This is a genomic window from Methylobacterium nodulans ORS 2060, assembly GCF_000022085.1.
GTDB classification, from domain to species: Bacteria; Pseudomonadota; Alphaproteobacteria; order Rhizobiales; family Beijerinckiaceae; genus Methylobacterium; species Methylobacterium nodulans.
Window position 1 is genome coordinate 257,150 of the sequence record NC_011894.1, and the last position, 16,262, is coordinate 273,411.

13 protein-coding genes are annotated in these 16,262 nt (G+C 67.2%); 5 read left to right on the forward strand and 8 right to left on the reverse strand.

The genetic code is table 11. From position 1 onward, the window contains the following. Nucleotides 1–11 precede the first annotated feature (11 nt). The 7 genes from lnt to MNOD_RS01165 form a co-directional block, all read right to left on the reverse strand. Nucleotides 12–1,682 (reverse strand): apolipoprotein N-acyltransferase, encoded by a 1,671-nt coding sequence (gene lnt / locus MNOD_RS01135; protein ID WP_015926988.1) that lies wholly within the window; start codon nt 1,680–1,682, stop codon nt 12–14. A 433-nt stretch (nt 1,683–2,115) separates the two neighbouring features. Continuing rightward, entirely contained in the window at nt 2,116–3,237 is a 1,122-nt protein-coding gene (locus MNOD_RS01140) for a hemolysin family protein (RefSeq protein WP_015926989.1), read from the reverse strand. 34 nt (nt 3,238–3,271) lie between these two features. Further along, complete coding sequence (gene ybeY / locus MNOD_RS01145; protein WP_015926990.1) at nt 3,272–3,751, reverse strand: rRNA maturation RNase YbeY; 480 nt, start codon at nt 3,749–3,751, stop codon at nt 3,272–3,274. Between the two features lie 25 nt (nt 3,752–3,776). Continuing rightward, nucleotides 3,777–4,886 (reverse strand): PhoH family protein, encoded by a 1,110-nt coding sequence (locus MNOD_RS01150; RefSeq protein WP_015926991.1) that lies wholly within the window; start codon nt 4,884–4,886, stop codon nt 3,777–3,779. A gap of 11 nt (nt 4,887–4,897) precedes the next feature. Then, nucleotides 4,898–6,241: a tRNA (N6-isopentenyl adenosine(37)-C2)-methylthiotransferase MiaB gene (miaB, locus tag MNOD_RS01155; protein ID WP_015926992.1), complete on the reverse strand. Its 1,344-nt coding sequence runs from the start codon at nt 6,239–6,241 to the stop codon at nt 4,898–4,900. A 178-nt stretch (nt 6,242–6,419) separates the two neighbouring features. Further along, entirely contained in the window at nt 6,420–6,824 is a 405-nt protein-coding gene (locus MNOD_RS01160) for a hypothetical protein (RefSeq protein WP_015926993.1), read from the reverse strand. A gap of 55 nt (nt 6,825–6,879) precedes the next feature. Next, entirely contained in the window at nt 6,880–7,773 is an 894-nt protein-coding gene (locus MNOD_RS01165; protein WP_085984936.1) for a hypothetical protein, read from the reverse strand. Between the two features lie 443 nt (nt 7,774–8,216). On the opposite strand from MNOD_RS01165, the gene MNOD_RS01170 reads away from it, so the two are divergent. Further along, nucleotides 8,217–9,251 (forward strand): aspartate-semialdehyde dehydrogenase, encoded by a 1,035-nt coding sequence (locus MNOD_RS01170; RefSeq protein ID WP_015926995.1) that lies wholly within the window; start codon nt 8,217–8,219, stop codon nt 9,249–9,251. Nucleotides 9,252–9,342: 91 nt separating this feature from the next. Next, a complete protein-coding gene (gene amaB / locus MNOD_RS01175; protein ID WP_015926996.1) occupies nt 9,343–10,872 on the forward strand; it encodes an L-piperidine-6-carboxylate dehydrogenase in 1,530 nt (509 codons plus the stop codon). Between the two features lie 311 nt (nt 10,873–11,183). Here the strand turns inward: amaB and MNOD_RS01180 are convergent, their stop codons facing one another. Next, nucleotides 11,184–12,206, reverse strand: coding sequence for an IS110-like element ISMno14 family transposase (locus MNOD_RS01180; protein ID WP_015926997.1), 1,023 nt, complete (start codon nt 12,204–12,206; stop codon nt 11,184–11,186). Between the two features lie 559 nt (nt 12,207–12,765). Here MNOD_RS01180 and MNOD_RS01185 point away from each other — a divergent pair. Genes MNOD_RS01185 through MNOD_RS01195 form a run of 3 tightly spaced genes read left to right on the forward strand, consistent with a single transcriptional unit; the run spans nt 12,766 to nt 16,206 of the window. After that, the gene (locus MNOD_RS01185; RefSeq protein WP_015926998.1) at nt 12,766–13,686 is read left to right on the forward strand and encodes a hypothetical protein; all 921 of its coding nucleotides are present in this window, start codon (nt 12,766–12,768) and stop codon (nt 13,684–13,686) included. After that, the gene (locus tag MNOD_RS01190) at nt 13,676–14,164 is read left to right on the forward strand and encodes a hypothetical protein (protein ID WP_015926999.1); all 489 of its coding nucleotides are present in this window, start codon (nt 13,676–13,678) and stop codon (nt 14,162–14,164) included. Before MNOD_RS01185 ends, MNOD_RS01190 begins: the two co-directional genes overlap by 11 nt. Beyond that, nucleotides 14,161–16,206, forward strand: a complete 2,046-nt coding sequence (locus MNOD_RS01195; RefSeq protein ID WP_015927000.1) for a hypothetical protein — start codon at nt 14,161–14,163, stop codon at nt 16,204–16,206. The genes MNOD_RS01190 and MNOD_RS01195 overlap by 4 nt, the downstream gene beginning before the upstream one ends. Nucleotides 16,207–16,262: the final 56 nt, after the last annotated feature.

The following is a 16,262-nucleotide window of genomic DNA, read 5'->3' on the forward strand; positions in this document are numbered from 1 at the left end:
TCCACCCCTGCCTAAGGCCGCGCGATCCTCCCGCGCGCGCCGATGGCCAGCAGGACAGACCCTAGAAGCAGAGCGGCAAAAAACAAATCGCGAAAACGTGAATAGAACGTGCTTTCCCCTAGGTTTCTGGGAAGCTTCCGGTCGAGCACACCCTCGGCCCCGACCGGCAGGAACCCGGTCACCCGTCCGTAAGGGTCGGCCACTGCGGAGATGCCGGTGTTGGCGGCGCGGACGAGAGGAAGGCCTTCCTCTACGGCACGCAGGCGCGCCTGGGCAAAATGCTGGCGGGGTCCCGGCGTATCGCCGAACCAGCCGTCATTGGTGAGGTTCAGGATCAGCCCGGGTCGGGCGCCCACCTGCGGCACGACTTCGCCCGGGAAGATCACCTCGTAGCAGATCGAGGCCGCCACCGGCGGCAGCCCGGGCACCGAGAAGGGGCGTCGCGCGCCCTCCGCGGCCGTGAACCCGCCCGGGACGGCCACGAACTGGCGCAGGCCGACGGCGCGCAGGATCCGGTCGACCGGTCCGGGCAGGTACTCGCCGAAGGGCACGAGGTGGTGCTTGTCATAGGGCAGCCCGACGAAGCCCTCGGCGCCGATCACCAGGATGCCGTTGTAGAAGTGCAGCCGCTCGCCCGGCAGCGGCTCGTCGGCCCGGGCGGCCCCGGTCACGAGATGCTTGCCCGGCGGGAGCGCGGCGGTGATCTGGGCGAGGGCCTTCGGGTCGCGCTGGATCAGGAACGGGAAGGACGATTCAGGCCAGATCAGGTGCGTGACATCGGCAAGCCCCCTGGATTCGGGCGCCGTCGCGCTGTCGCTGAGGCCGAGATAGCGCTCAAGAATGCCGTCACGGTTGCGCGGGTTGAAGCGGGCATCCTGGGGGATGTTCGCCTGGACGAGGCGCAGCCGCACCCCCGGCACGTCGGGCATCGGCCCGGCGGGGATCCGCCACGCTCCCGCCCCGGCGAGGAGCGCGAGGACGGCCAGCGCGAGGAGCGGCGGCGTCCAGCGCGCCCGCGGCGTGGCCCCCGTGGCGAGGGTCGCGGGCGCGGCGCCGATCAGCACGGCGAGCAGCGTGAGCCCGTAGAGCCCGAAGACCGAGGCCGCCTGCATCAGCCACAGGTTCTGGCCGAGCGCCATGCCGAGCGTGTTCCACGGGAAGCCGGTGAAGAGATGCCCACGCAGCCACTCGGCGGCCGAGAGTCCGGCGGCGAGGGCGAGGATCCGGGCCCAGCCGGGCGACCAGAGCAGCCGCGCGAGCGCGAAGCCCAAGCCGAAGAACAGGCCCAGCACCGCCGGCAGGCCGAGCACGCCGAGCGGCATCAGCACGGCGAACTGGTCGGCCTCCACCAGAAAGGCCGCGCCCAGCCACCACAGGCCGGCGACGAAATAGCCGAAGCCCCAGGCCCAGCCGATCGCCGCGGCGCTCCCGGCGGTGGCGAGGCGGCGGCGCAGGCGACCGGTCCCGGTCGCCGCCCCGTCGAGGAGCCACACGGCGGGGACGAGCGCGACCGCCAGCGCCGGCAGGATGCCGAAGGGCGGCATCGCCAGCGCCCCGCAGGCGCCCGCGAGCCATGCCAAAGCGAGGCGCTGCCAGCCGGAGGCGAGCGCGATGCGATCCGCCACGGCGCCGAGCCGCGAGGGGGCCGAAAAGCTCGGCGCGTCGAAGTCGGGAGGCCGCATGACGTCTTCCGCGCAAGGTCGGTGCGAGGCCGCGGAAGGCGGCCGGGTGGAGTTGTTCGGTTTCCGGTTGATCCGTCCGAAGACAAGAGGGCGCGGGATCCCCTCTCCCGAGTGGGAGAGGGGTAGGGGTGAGGGTGCTACGCTTCAGAACAAAGCACTGAGCGCAGCGCTGGCAGCGGCACGGTTCCTGAGTTCTGCGGAACCGTCTCCACCCTCACCCCTGCCCCTCTCCCACTCGGGAGAGGGGGTGCCCGCGTGGATTCGTCTCGGAAGGAATCAACCGGGAACCGTGTTACGGCAACGGCCCGGGCTGCTGACGCAGCAGGTGCCGGCGCAGCGGACCATCGACCCATGTCGAATTTTCGACGCCGAGCCGGGGGCCCGACGACAAATCAAGACCAGACCCGGCGGCCAGAGGAGACGACCGTCGGTGTCACGCACCGGCATCGGCCGGGGCGCCGGTGCCGTTCAGGGTATGGGGCGGCGGAAGGGCAAGGGGCTCGGCCGAGGTGGCGAGCTTCGCCGGACCGTGGTGCAGGCGCAGGCGCTTGATCCGGCGCGGATCGGCGTCCAGCACCTCGACCTCGAAGTCGCCCGGCACCGCGATCACCTCGCCGCGCGAGGGAACCCGGCCCGTGATGGTGACCACGAGGCCGCCGATCGTGTCGACCTCCTCGGCCATCTCGCCGACCGCCGCCGCGATGTCGAAGCCCGTCGCCTCGGCCACGTCATCGAGGCTGGCGCGGGCATCCGCCACGTAGATCTCGGATTCGCCCTCGACCCGCAGCACCCGGTGGCCCTCGGCGACGTCATGCTCGTCCTCGATGTCGCCCACCACGACCTCGACGAGATCCTCGATGGAGATCAGCCCGTCGGTGCCGCCATACTCGTCGATGACGAGGGCCATGTGAGTCCGGCTCGCCTGCATGCGGACGAGGAGATCGATGGCGGGCATGGAGGGCGGCACGAACAGCACCGGCCGCAGGATGCGGGTCGAGGCGAGCGTGGCGTTGAGGTCGACCTCGCAGAGGCTCGGGGTGCGGGCGAGTTGGGGCCGCCGGGCCCGGCCATCGTCCTGGATCACCGGCGGCGGCTCGGCGGCGGGCTTCACCCCGCGGCCGGAGCCGCCCTCCGCTCGGGCTGCCAGATGATCGACGAAATCGCGGATGTGGACCATGCCGCGGGGATCGTCGAGGGTCTCGCCGTAGACCGGCAGGCGCGAATGGCCGGCCGTGCGGAACACCTTCAGCAACTCGCCGAGCGAGATGTCGTCGGGCACCGCCACGATGTCGGCCCGCGGCACCATCACGTCGTCGACGCGGACGCGGTGCAGGCTGAGCACGTTCTTCAGCATCGCCCGCTCGACGGGCGAGAAGGCGTGGTCGCCCGACTGCGCCTCGGCCAGTGCGTCCGTGATCTCGTCGCGCGGGGTCTCGCGCGGCTTCAGATGGAAAATGGTGAGGAGACGGTCATACCACGGCTCGCGCGCCGGACTGTCCTCGTCCGGGGCGGCCTGGGCGGTCGCGGCGGCGCCACGACTTCGATCGTTGCTCATGTCTCTCTAGTCTGGAAATTGCAGCGTCCGCGACTCACTCCGCGGCGTCGCCGTAGGGATCCGGAACGCCGAGGCGCCGGAGCGCGACGACTTCCAGCGCTTCCATGGCCTCGGCCTCGGCCTCGCCGGTCTCGTGATCCTGGCCGAGAAGGTGCAGCGTGCCATGAACCAGCAGATGCGCAAGGTGGTGGCCGAGGGGCTTCGACTGCTCCCCACTCTCGCGCAGCATTGTGTCATACGCAAGAACCACGTCGCCGAGGGGCCGCAGGTCGCCGCCATGCGGGTGGCCGGCCGGGAAGGAGAGCACGTTGGTGGGCTTGTCCTTGCCCCGCCAGGTGCGGTTGAGCTCCTGCACGGCGGCGTCGTCGGTGAGCACCACGCTCACCTCGACGGGGCCGCCCGGCGGCAGGACGGCGAGCGCCGCCTCGACCGCGCCACGCACGAATCCGCCGAGATCCGGCACGGCCCGATCCCAGCGCTCGTCTTCGACGACCACGTCGATCTCGTTTGTCATGACAGGGGGGTCTTGGCAGGGGAGATCACGGCAGGGGACCGCGCCGGGGCGCCGGACGGCTGTCCGGCTGCTCGCCGGTCAGGCGCGCATCCGCCTCGTAGGCGCTGACGATGCGGCGCACGAGGTCGTGACGGACCACGTCCGCATCCTTGAAGATCACGCGGCCGATGCCCTCCACCCCTTCGAGGATGCGCACCGCCTCGACGAGGCCGGATTTCTGGCCCGGCAGCAGGTCGATCTGGCTCGGATCGCCGGTGACGATCATGCGCGAGTTCTCGCCGAGCCGGGTCAGGAACATCTTCATCTGCATGGATGTGGTGTTCTGCGCCTCGTCGAGCAACACCACCGCGTTCGTGAGCGTGCGCCCGCGCATGAAGGCGAGCGGCGCGATCTCGATCATGCCGGTCTGCAGACCCCGGTCGACGTGGCGCGCCTCCATGAAGTCGTAGAGGGCGTCGTAGATCGGGCGGAGATAGGGATCGACCTTCTCGCGCATGTCGCCCGGCAGGAAGCCGAGCCGCTCGCCCGCCTCGACGGCCGGGCGCGACAGGATCAGGCGCTCGGCATGCCCCTGCTCCAGGAGCGAGACCGCATGGCCCACGGCGAGCCAGGTCTTGCCGGTACCGGCCGGCCCCTCGGCGAAGACGAGTTCGTTGGCGCGCAGCGCCTTGATGTAGGCGTCCTGCGCGGCGTTGCGGGCGCGCACGGCGCCGCGGCGGCGGGTAGCGATCTGCTCGAACTGCGCGCGCTCGCCATTCGCGGGCGCCTCGGCGGCCGGGAACAGGTTGCCCTGCAGGGACACCTCCTGGATGACGCCGTCGACGTCGCCGAGCGTCATCGGCATGCCGCCTCCGTCGCGCACCCGCGCATAGAGCGTCTCGAGCACGAGCCGCGCCCGCTCGGCGGCGTCCGGCGTGCCCTTGACCACCACGTGGTTGCCGAGGGCCGTCGCCAGGACGTCGAGCCGCCGCTCCAGATGGGCGACGTTCTGGTCGTACTGGCCGAAGACGAGGCTTGCGAGGCGATTGTCGTCGAAGGTGATGGCGATCTCAGCGGCCTCGCTCAGGCCCGCGACCGGCCGCGCCGCCGCCTCGCGTGTCCGTCCGCCGCGTCCCGAAGCCTCTCCCGGTCGCACGCGCTCGCCCCTCAAGCTGCGGCGGCCGGCGCCGCCTCCGCCCGTTCCCCGAACAGGCTGTTGGACCCAGGCCGGGTGAGGCGCACCGGAAGCACCGTGCCGATCACGGCCGGATCGGCCTCGATCTGCACCGCCTGGAGATAGGGCGACTTGCCGGCGACCTGCCCGGGATGGCGGCCCGGCTTCTCGAACAGCACCTCGACCGTGCGCCCGATCGTGGCGCGGTTGAAGGCGCGGTTCTGCTCCTCCAGGAGCGCCTGCAGCTCCGCGAGCCTCTCGCGCTTGACCGCCTCCGGAACCGCGTCGGCGCTCTCGGCCGCAGGCGTCCCGGGACGCGGGCTGTACTTGAACGAGAAGGCGCTGGCGAAGCCGACCTCGGCGACGAGCCGCATCGTCGCCGCATGATCGGCATCCGTCTCGCCCGGAAAGCCGACGATGAAGTCGGACGAGAGGGCGATGTCGGGCCGCGCCGTGCGGATGCGGTCGATCAGGCGCAGGTAGGTCTCGGCGTCGTGCTTGCGGTTCATGGCCGCGAGGACGCGGTCGGAGCCCGACTGAACCGGCAGGTGCAGATAGGGCATCAGCGCCGGACAATCCCGATGGGCGGCGATGAGGTCGTCGTCCATGTCCCGCGGGTGGCTCGTCGTATAGCGCAGCCGGGCGATGCCCGGCACCTCGGCGAGCCGCCGCAGCAGGCGCCCGAGCGACCAGGTCGCCCCGTCCGGGCCCTCGCCGTGATAGGCGTTGACGTTCTGGCCGATGAGCGTGAGTTCGCGGGCGCCGCCGGCCGCCAGCCGCTCGGCCTCCGCCAGCACCTTGGCGACCGGCCGCGAGACCTCGGCGCCCCGCGTGTAGGGCACGACGCAGAAGGCGCAGAACTTGTCGCAGCCCTCCTGCACGGTGAGGAAGGAGGAGACGCCGGCGATGCGGCGCGGCGGCAGGTGGTCGAACTTGTCGTCGATCGGAAACTCGGTGTCGACGACCTTCTCGGCCCGGGCGCGGCGCAGCAGGTCGGGCAGGCGGTGGTAGCTCTGCGGGCCGACCACCACGTCCACGGCGGGCGCCCGGTGGATGATCTCGCGGCCCTCGGCCTGCGCCACGCAGCCCGCCACGACGATCGTCGTCTCGCGGCCGGCCTCCGCCCGCTCGCCCTTGAGGTCGCGCACCCGGCCGAGTTCGGAATAGACCTTCTCGGCCGCCTTCTCGCGGATGTGACAGGTGTTGAGGACGACGACGTCCGCCTCCTCTATCACGGCCGTTTCCGTGAAGCCCTCGCGGCCGAGCAGATCCACCATCCGGGCCGCGTCGTAGACATTCATCTGGCAGCCGTAGGATTTGACGAACGCTTTCTTCAACGAATCGGCCTTCTGCGGTGGGGAGCGGGCAAGGGACCCATCGTCATTTAAGCCGTCGCGGCCGGAATGAGAATAGGCTCGCCGGGATGCGGAAACGGAACGGGCCCCGAACGGGGCCCGTCGCTGCATCGCGGATGACACTACCGGTCAGTAGCCGCGGAGCGGATGGCACTACCAGTCAGTAGCCGCGGGCGAGCGGCGAGGTCGGGTCGAGATAGTCGATGCCCGAGAGGTCGACCGTGACGGCGGCGCGGCGGGCGCCGATGAACGGGCCGTTGGTGATCGGGTCGGGCAGGACGCCGGCCCCGCCCCAGCGCTCGCGGTTGGCGATATAGGGCGGCGAGCTCAGATAGGACGCCGTGATGAAATGCGGGTTCGTCGCCGGGTTGGAGACCGCGCCCGAATTCGGCTCGACCACGTTGCCGGCATCGAGCCAGCTGCGCGGCCGCACGCGGATCGCGAGGCCCTGCCCGCCGCGATAGCTGCGGATGACGTAGCTGTCCTGCGCCTCCGAGACGGCGGTGCCGGCGCCGAGCGCCGCGAGTGAGAGGAGCCCGAGCAGGGCCGGTCGGAACATGCGCATTGGCGGAACCTCGATTGTGTCGCCGCGACCTTAGCGGCGAGGTGATAAGGAAAGGTCAGCGGCTTGTCCCAGGATGACGCCCGAGCGCGGCCGTGGTTCCGGGATCCTGCCACGCTTGGGCCGATTGTCGCACTTTCGCCGCATTCTTCCGATCGCGCGACTTGCGCGGCACCAATGCCGCCACCGGCTCGGGCGGCGCGCAGACCGGGCGCGCGGGCCGCGTGAGGAGGTCGACCAAGGCGGCGGGCAGGAGGACGTTGGGCCTGGCGGTGAGCCGGTCGATGGCACAGCCGACCGCCACGGGCTCAGGCAGTAGGCCGAGGGGCGCGCAGAGCCAGCCGTCGAGCCGCACCGTGGCGTCGATGACGCGGAAGGCCGTGCAGACCCGCCTGCCCTCTTCCCCCGAGAGCGTCGCCTCAAGGGTCTCGACCGGGCCGAAGCGGCTGTCGACCTGACCGCGGTCGCCGGTCTTGATCACCGCCAGGCCATCGTGCTCGGCGGCCCGGCGCGCGAGGCTCACGAACAGGCTCGTCTCCGGGTCGGGCGCATCCGCGAGGGTGATCCGCAGGAACAGCGTCTCCACGGCCCCGAAGGTGCCAAGCGCGAGGCTGTCCTCCCGCAGGCCGAGGCCCGGCCGGCGCCGCGCCGTCGCCCGGGCTTCCTCGGCGCCGTCGAGGCGGTAGCGGTCCGGCGCGGCCGCCTCCCAGGCGGGGGGCGGGGCGAGCGGGGCAGCCGCCTCCGGCGGCACGTCCCGGCGCTCGCTCGCCAGGATGCTGATGAGCGCGATCACCGCGGCGGCGCCGATGCTCCTGCGCAGCGGATGCCAGCTGCGCCGCCGGACAGCCCGGGGCAGCGGCCGCGGCACCACCGGATCGGCCGGCCCGAGATCGCGGGCCAGCGCGCGTCCGGCCCGCATCAGGGCCGCGTCATCGAAATCCCGCAGCGGCACGGGGCCTCCGAATGCGTGAAGCGGCCGGGAACGGATGGCCGCGCACCCATGCAACCGCAGCCGCCTCGCCATCCGGTTGGCGGCGGGCAATTGTCCACGGCTCGTGCCGATCATGGTGAATCGGTCCTGACCGCTGACGACCGGCCGATTCTGTTGCCGGCGCAGCGCCCCGGCCCTTGACAGATCGCCCGGCGCGCGCTGTTGCTGCGCCCGGCCGTGCTCCCCATCTCCTGTGGGCGCACCGTCCGGGGACTTTAGACCGCGCCATGCGTGCCGTGTCGATTACGACGAAACCGAAAGCCCTGACGGCGGTCACCGCCGGCTGAAGCCTCGCGTCGTCCTCGGATCCCTCCCCGTCCGCGGCGGACGGAGGCCGGGCTCCTTCAGCGAAGCCCGATCGCGATCTCCGGGGAGGATTCTTTCGCCGAACTGGAGAAGATGAGATGGGTTACAAGGTTGCCGTCGTCGGAGCCACCGGCAATGTGGGCCGGGAGATGCTCGACATCCTGGCGGAGCGCGCCTTCCCGGCCGACACGGTGGTGGCGCTCGCCTCGCGCCGCAGCCTCGGCCAGGAGGTGTCCTTCGGCGACAAGACGCTGAAGGTCCAGGCCCTCGATCAGTACGATTTCTCCGACACGGACATCTGCCTGATGTCGGCCGGCGGCGAGACCTCCAAGGAATGGTCGCCGCGCATCGGCAGCCAGGGCTGCGTCGTCATCGATAACTCGTCGGCGTTCCGCTACGATTCCGACGTGCCGCTGATCGTGCCCGAGGTGAACGCGGACGCGGTGGTCGGCTTCTCGAAGAAGAACATCATCGCCAACCCGAACTGCTCGACCGCTCAGCTCGTCGTGGCCCTCAAGCCCCTGCACGACGCCGCCACCATCAAGCGGGTCGTGGTGGCGACCTACCAGTCGGTCTCGGGGGCCGGCAAGGAGGCGATGGACGAGCTGTTCAACCAGACCCGGGCGGTCTTCACCGCCGGCGAGGTCAAGGTCCAGAAGTTCACCAAGCGGATCGCCTTCAACGTCATCCCGCACATCGACGTCTTCATGGAGGACGGCTCCACCAAGGAAGAGTGGAAGATGGTGGCCGAGACGAAGAAGATGCTCGATCCCAAGATCAAGCTGACGGCGACCTGCGTGCGCGTGCCGGTGTTCATCGGCCATTCGGAGGCGGTGAACGTGGAGTTCGAGCGGCCGATCAGTGCCGAGGAGGCGCGCGAGATCCTGCGCTCGGCGCCGGGCGTGCTCGTCGACGACAAGCGCGAGCCGGGCGGCTACATCACCCCGCACGAGGCGGCGGGCGAGGACGCCACCTACGTGTCGCGCATCCGCGAGGACATCACGGTCGAGAACGGCCTGTCCTTCTGGTGCGTGTCCGACAACCTGCGCAAGGGCGCAGCGCTCAACACCGTCCAGATCGCCGAGGTGCTGATCAACCGCAAGCTGATCAGCCCGAAGCAGAAGGCGGCCTGACCCGCCCGTGCGGCGCCCCCCCTCCGGGAGGGGACGCCGCGCGCTGCCTTTCGCGAACGGCCCGCTCCCGAACCGACGCACAGGAGACCGCATGGCCCCGACCGTCCTCTCCGTCCGCGACGACTTGCTGGCCGTCCTGGAGCGGCTCGGTATCCCGGCGCCCTTCACGGGCGAGGGCGGCGTCCCGGCCCGCTCGCCCATCGACGGCCTCACCATCGGGCATCTGCACGAGACCACCGATGCGGAGGCTGAGGCCGCGATCGGCCGCGCCGCCGAGGTATTTCTGGCCTGGCGCCGCGTCCCGGCGCCCCGTCGCGGCGAGCTGGTGCGGCTCCTCGGCGAGGAGCTGCGCGCCGCCAAGGCCGATCTCGGCCGGCTGGTGATGCTGGAGACGGGAAAAATCCTCTCCGAGGGCCTCGGCGAGGTGCAGGAGATGATCGACATCTGCGATTTCGCGGTCGGTCTCTCGCGCCAGCTTCACGGCCTCACCATCGCGACCGAGCGGCCCGACCACCGGATGATGGAGGTCTGGCATCCGCTCGGGCCCTGCGGCGTCATCACGGCCTTCAACTTCCCCGTGGCGGTGTGGTCGTGGAACGCGGCGCTCGCCCTCGTCTGCGGCGATCCGGTGCTGTGGAAGCCGTCCGAGAAGACGCCGCTGACCGCGCTCGCCGTGCAGGCGATCGCCGGGCGGGCGCTCAAGCGCTTCGGCGCCGAGGCGCCGGAGGGCCTGCTGCAGGTGCTGATCGGCGGGCGCTCCCTCGGCGAGCGGCTCGCCGCCGATCCGCGCATTCCCCTGGTCTCGGCGACGGGATCGACCGCCATGGGCCGGCAGGTGGCCCCGGTGCTCGCCGCGCGCTTCGCCCGGGCCATCCTCGAACTCGGCGGCAACAACGCCGCGATCGTCGCCGCTTCCGCCGATCTCGACCTCGCGCTGCGTGCCGTCGCCTTCGCGGCCATGGGCACCGCGGGCCAGCGCTGCACGACGCTGCGGCGCCTGTTCGTGCAGGAGAGCATCTACGACGCCTTTCTGCCGCGCCTGCGCACGGCCTATGCGTCGGTGCGGATCGGCGATCCGCGCGATCCCGCCACCCTCGTCGGCCCGCTCATCGACCTTTCGGCGGCGGACGGAATGGCGCGAGCCCTCGACGAGGCGAGGGCGCTGGGGGCGACGATTCAGGGCGGGGAGCGCCTGTCCGACATCCGCGGCGATGCGGCGGCCTATCTCCGCCCGGCCCTCGTCGAGATGCGAACCCAGGCCGGCCCGATGCTGCGGGAGACCTTCGCGCCCATCCTCTACGTGGTACCCTACCGGGAGCTGGACGAGGCGATCGCGGCGCAGAATGCGGTGGCGGCCGGTCTCTCCTCCTCGATCTTCACCCGGGATCTGTCCGAGGCCGAGATTTTTCTGTCGGTGGCGGGCTCCGATTGCGGCATCGCCAACGTCAATATCGGCCCCTCCGGCGCCGAGATCGGCGGCGCCTTCGGGGGCGAGAAGGCGACCGGCGGCGGCCGCGAGGCCGGTTCGGATTCCTGGAAGGCCTATATGCGCCGGGCCACCAACACCATCAATTACGGCAAGAGCCTGCCGCTGGCGCAGGGCGTGAGCTTCGAGCTCTAGGGTCAAAACCCAATCAGCTTGACCATGCCAAGGGCGGCTTCCGACCGAGGCTGTCGTCTAATCGCCTCGCATAAAGCAAGTCCTTTTTGGATTGTCGGGCCGTCGTTTGCCGGGAGCACGGTCGTCTTCGCGGTCGGCATGAGCCGCCGCATGATGGGGCTTCGCAGGATGAACCTTCCGATGTGTGAAGCGCACTCGATGGACCGGTCTGGATCTCACGGTGCAACAGCCTAGGCGGAATGGTTCGCCCACGTCCCGGCAGGGACGCCTCGACGCGCCTTCGGGACGCGACAAGCTGGGGTGTTCTGGGATCAGGCCATGGCAGCCTTCGCACGGTAGGAGTGGCCGGACTTCAGCATGGCGTGCATGACGACGGCCAGCTTGCGCGCGACCGCCACGGCGGCGCGCTTGAAGCCGAGCCGCTCGCGCAGCTTCAGTCCCCAGGCTCGCAGGTCGCTGTCCACCTGGCTACGCGTCAGGAGAACGGTCGCCGCCTCGTAGAGAAGCCCTCGCATATGGGCGTCTCCTCTCCGGGAGATATGCCCGTCATAGTCGACCTCGCCCGACTGATAGCGCCGCGTCGTCAACCCGAACCAGGCGGCGACGGAGCGGGACGATCGGAAGTTGGCGGGATCCTCGATCGCGGTCACGAAGGCGGTCGCGGTGATCGCCCCGATCCCGGGAATCGCCATCAGCCGCTGGCAGGCTTGGCTCTGCCGTGCACCGGCCAGAAGCTGGCGTCCGAGCTCCGCTGCTCGACGGCGAACCGCGTTCCAGGCCTCAAGCAGCGGAAGGATGACGCGAGCCAGACCGTGATCGCCCGACAGGAGACGTCGAACCTCCGCCTCGAACGATCCGCCCTTTGCGCCCGGCACGATCAAGCCGAACGTCTTCATCAGGCCGCGGATCTGATTGGATAGCTCGGTCGTCACCTGCACGAGCTTGCTGCGCGCGGCGACAAGCGTTCGCACGAGCAGGCTGTCGTATCCCTTCACCCGCACTTCGCGGAAGAAGCCGACCTCGGCCAGATGGGCCAGCCCGTCGGCATCGTTGGCGTCGGTTTTGTTGGCGGCCATGTCGAGCGCGGCCTTGGCATGGCGCGCGTCGATGCAGATCGCTGGCAAGCCTTCGGCGCGCAGCGCGTGGTAGAACCAAACTGACAAAGGACCCGTCTCAAATACGATCCGTTGGGCTTCGGGCGCATGCTTGCGCAGCACCCTGGCAATGACGGCAGGATCGGAAGCGCACCTGCCGCGCCAAACACGCTTGCCGTCCCGCCGCACGCTGAGCGCCGTCTCTTTCAGGGACACGTCGAGACCGATATACTCACCCATGGTTGTTCTCCGCTCGATGCATGGGCCCGGCGTCCAGTCGTGAGCCCGCAACTTCATCCTGCCGGGGAACAACCACCGCTTCCATTGTAGGCCGCGTCACTCCGGCCCGAGGGGGAACGCTCCCGCGATTACCCCATGTGTGAAAACGGCATTTCGCCTGGACAGCACAGTAGGATTTTCCCCGAGATGGCCCGTGCGTAGATGGGCGCATGATCTCGGCCCATGCCATCACTCCATGTATAGGAAATCCTTCTACAGGCGCACGGGCGTCGGTCGTTTTCACACAGTCTCGACCCGTTCCTGCCCTTCCGCTGTAGAGTTTGAAGGGAAGCCTTGACCCATTGCTGCCGCGCGAATGGTCCGCTTTCCGGCAGCTCACTCCCCAGACCATCCCCTCGTTCACGCGACGCGGCTTCGGAGCAGACCGCTGCGATCAACAACTCAGGAAGGATCAGACTTTGTCGCCAGGCGTGCCGGCGACCGCTTCCGGCCATGTTGAAAGCGCGTCAATTTCGTGCATAAGTGGAAGCTTAACCTGGGGTGACCGTGCGGAGGGGGCGTGGTCAATGTTGTGCAGCAATGGAATCCCGACGACTGGGAGTCCTTTGCGCTAAGCCTGTTGCAGGTGCGCCATGGCATTTTGAATGTTCAGAAAGTGCCCGCCACCCATCGGGGTGATTTCGGCATCGATTTCTACTGCACCGCAGCATCCGTCATCTACCAATGCTTCGCGGTTGAGGAACCCGTCGACGTTGTTGCTCGTGCCACTCGGCAAAAGAACAAGATCACCACGGACCTGAGGAAATTGGTGGATGGCGCAGTCGAGGTATCACAGCTGTTCCTCGGCGTACCCGTGAAAAAATGGATTCTTCTTGTTCCCCTGCACGATAGCAAAGACGTCAATCTTCACTGTGCAAAGAAGACGACGGATACGAGGGCGCTGCAGCTTGCGCACCTCGACACCGATTTTGAGGTGTGTGTTCACGATCAGGGTGCCTTTCCAGGAGCGGCCTTGAGCGCCGCCATTTCCGCCCTGACCAACCTGTCCCTGAGCGTCCAAGCGCCGACCCAAAAGGAACTGGAAGAGTGGCAGGCGGGATCCCCGAACCTCCTGGCCAATGCCACTAAGAAGCTCTCCAAACGCACAGCCCCGGGAGGCGTCCAGGATGCCGTAGTCAGCGGGGTGGAGCTTTTCTTGAAGGGCAACGCGCTCGTCGACGCCTTGCGCTCAAGCGCGCCCGATCTCCATGAAAAGGTCGTTGCTGCCATCTCTGGGCGCGCCCGGCGCCTAAGCTATGTCGGACCGCAAGGCGGCCCGGCTCCAAACAACATCATGAACACCGAGCTCAATACTCTAATCAACGCGATCAAGGACGCTGCACCCACGCTATCTCAAGCGAACGCGGAGGACATCGCGCTCGGAACTTTGTCGGACTGGATCATGCGCTGTCCGCTGGATTTCCCGTCCAATGGCAGCTGACAATTTCTTCCGTCAGGCGATCGAAGGGGCGACGTTCTCCTTCACCGCGAGGCCAGAGCCGGTCGCGGGCGACCTCAGGATGTCGTGGGGGATTGGTGTTCTGCTGCTCAGCCTTTTCTATGCCCGCGGCAAAAAGGGAAGTTTCCCAAAGCTGCAGTTCTTGGCGCATGCGATACGAACCCAGGAAGGGCGGGAAGACGTCCGCGCGCTGATGGCTGGACGTCTACGCACCACAGATATCTCGGTGCGGGTCGAGCCGTGGCTGAACCGGGCAGTCTCCTACGCCCACGGTCTTGGATTTGTCGACGTCACTAAGGGCAAGTCGGTTGGGCTGACCGAGAAGGGCAGAGAGGTGGCGGCGGCGCTCGATGCTGACAAGAGCGTGTTCAAGGAAGAGCGTGCTTTTCTGGCTGAAGTCACCAAGAAGCTCACAGAAGCTCAACTGACAAAGATCTGGCGAATGGAGGATCTATTGTGACGCTGCGCCTTCGGCATTTGCGCATGCGCGCGATGACCTCCGCAGGACTTTACGGGACGGACATTGGCTTTGAGCTAGGTCTGAACGTAATCTGGGCCGACAACACCAAGGGAAAATCCACCTGCATGCAGGGGATGCTCTATGCCTTGGGGCTGGAAAAGATGCTCAGTCCGCGTCGTGAAGTGCCATTGCCTCATGCCATGACCTCCTTTTTGAGGAACGACGACGAAACGACCGCGACGATCTTAGAATCGGGCGTGTCGCTGGAAATCCAAAATGGGGCCGGCACCATCGTTACCGTCCATCGCCCCGTTAAGAAGGCCGGTGTCGATAATCGACTGATTAGCGTGGATTTTGGCCCGACTCTTACGGATCCTGAGGCGCGTCCGGAGCGACGCGATTTTTTCGTTCTGGACGCAGGGGCTGCGCAACGGGAAGACGGATTCCACCGCTTCCTGGAGGATTTCCTTGGGTGGCAGCTGCCAATTGTTCGGCGCTACGACAGCCCTGAAGGTAAGCTCTATCTCGAAACGATCTTCCCGCTTTTCTGGGTGGAACAGAAGGCCGGATGGTCCTCTATCCCAGCCGCTATCCCAACTTATTTGAGAATCCGGGAGGTCCAGAAGCGGGCCGTCGAATTCATCATGGATCTCAACATCCATAAGCTCGAACTCGAGCGACAACGCCTGCAAGAGCGCATCGACCAAAATGCGAGAGACTGGCGAAATCTCTGGGACGAGATAGACCGCTACGCGCGTCGCAGCGGCGGTAAGACCGATGCGCTGCCTCAACGGCCGACCATCGTGCCGAACGAACTCGCAAAAGGGCATGTGCTGATTGCGGAAAAGGGATCGTGGGTTTCGCTGAAGGATATGTTGGCGCAACTGCGGGGGCGCGTCGCCGAACTTAACGGGGTGCCGGTGCCGGCCGTCGGGACTTCGGTCGACCATCTAGAGCGCCAACTGGAGGCCCTCGGAAAGGAGGTCGAGGGCGTCAACCGTGCTCGCATTGAGGTCCACAAAGCCAAGCAGTTGAAGGAGGCGGACATCGGCTCATTGGAGCGCCGGATCCGATCCTTGGCTGACGACATGCAAAAAAATCAAGACGTCCAGAAGTTCCAGCGTTATTCTGGCACTGCCAGATCGCTGACGCCCGATTACTGTCCAACCTGTGAGCAAGCGCTAGTCGATTCCCTAATGTCCCAAAAAGTCCTGACGGCGATTATGCCGATCGAGGACAATATTGAGTACATTCGCTCGCAGATGAAAATGTTCGACGACATTTTGAAGCGTGAGCAGGAGGAGATGTCCAAGATCGAGATTCGGACTGCGCAAGTCGATCGCGATCTCAACGAACTTTACAGCCGCATTAGAACCGTTCGCACCGATCTTATCGCCCCGACGGGCAATCCATCCGCTGTCGCTATTGAAGAGCGGGTGAGGACCGAGGCACGAATCCGCGAGTTGGAGACAATCCAGGCGACTTTCGATGATACGGTCGCGCGGATGCAGACATTGGCAAGCGCCTTTGGCGACCTGCTCCTGGCCGTGGCGGATTTGCCCAAGGACAAAATGAGCCCCCTGGATCGAAGCAAGTTCGACACGCTTACTGCGCTCCTGCGACAGCTAGCCCGGGAATTTGGCTTCTCGACATTCGATGCAAGCGAACTGACAATCGACGAGGACACCTATCGGCCACAAAAAGAAGGCTACGAGATCGGGTTCGAGACGTCAGCGAGTGACGCAATTCGGCTAAAGTGGGCTTATCAGCTTGGACTCTTGGAGTTGAGTCACCGGCATCCAACTCATCATCCGGGCATGTTGCTGCTCGACGAACCCCGCCAGCAGTCGTCGTCGCGAGTCAGCTTTGGAAGCCTGCTCGAGCGGGCTGCAACTCATCAGCGCGTCGATCAGCAGATCATCATCTCCACCAGTGAGGATCTTGAGATGCTCAAGGAAATTCTCTCGCGTATTACGTGCAAGGACACGATCATTCCGGGCTACGTCATTAAGCCCGTTTCTGTGACAGGTAGTGTCCACTGAATAGCGCGCCGCCGAAAGTCCGCAGATGGCGCTCCTCGCTCATTCCGATGAGCAGC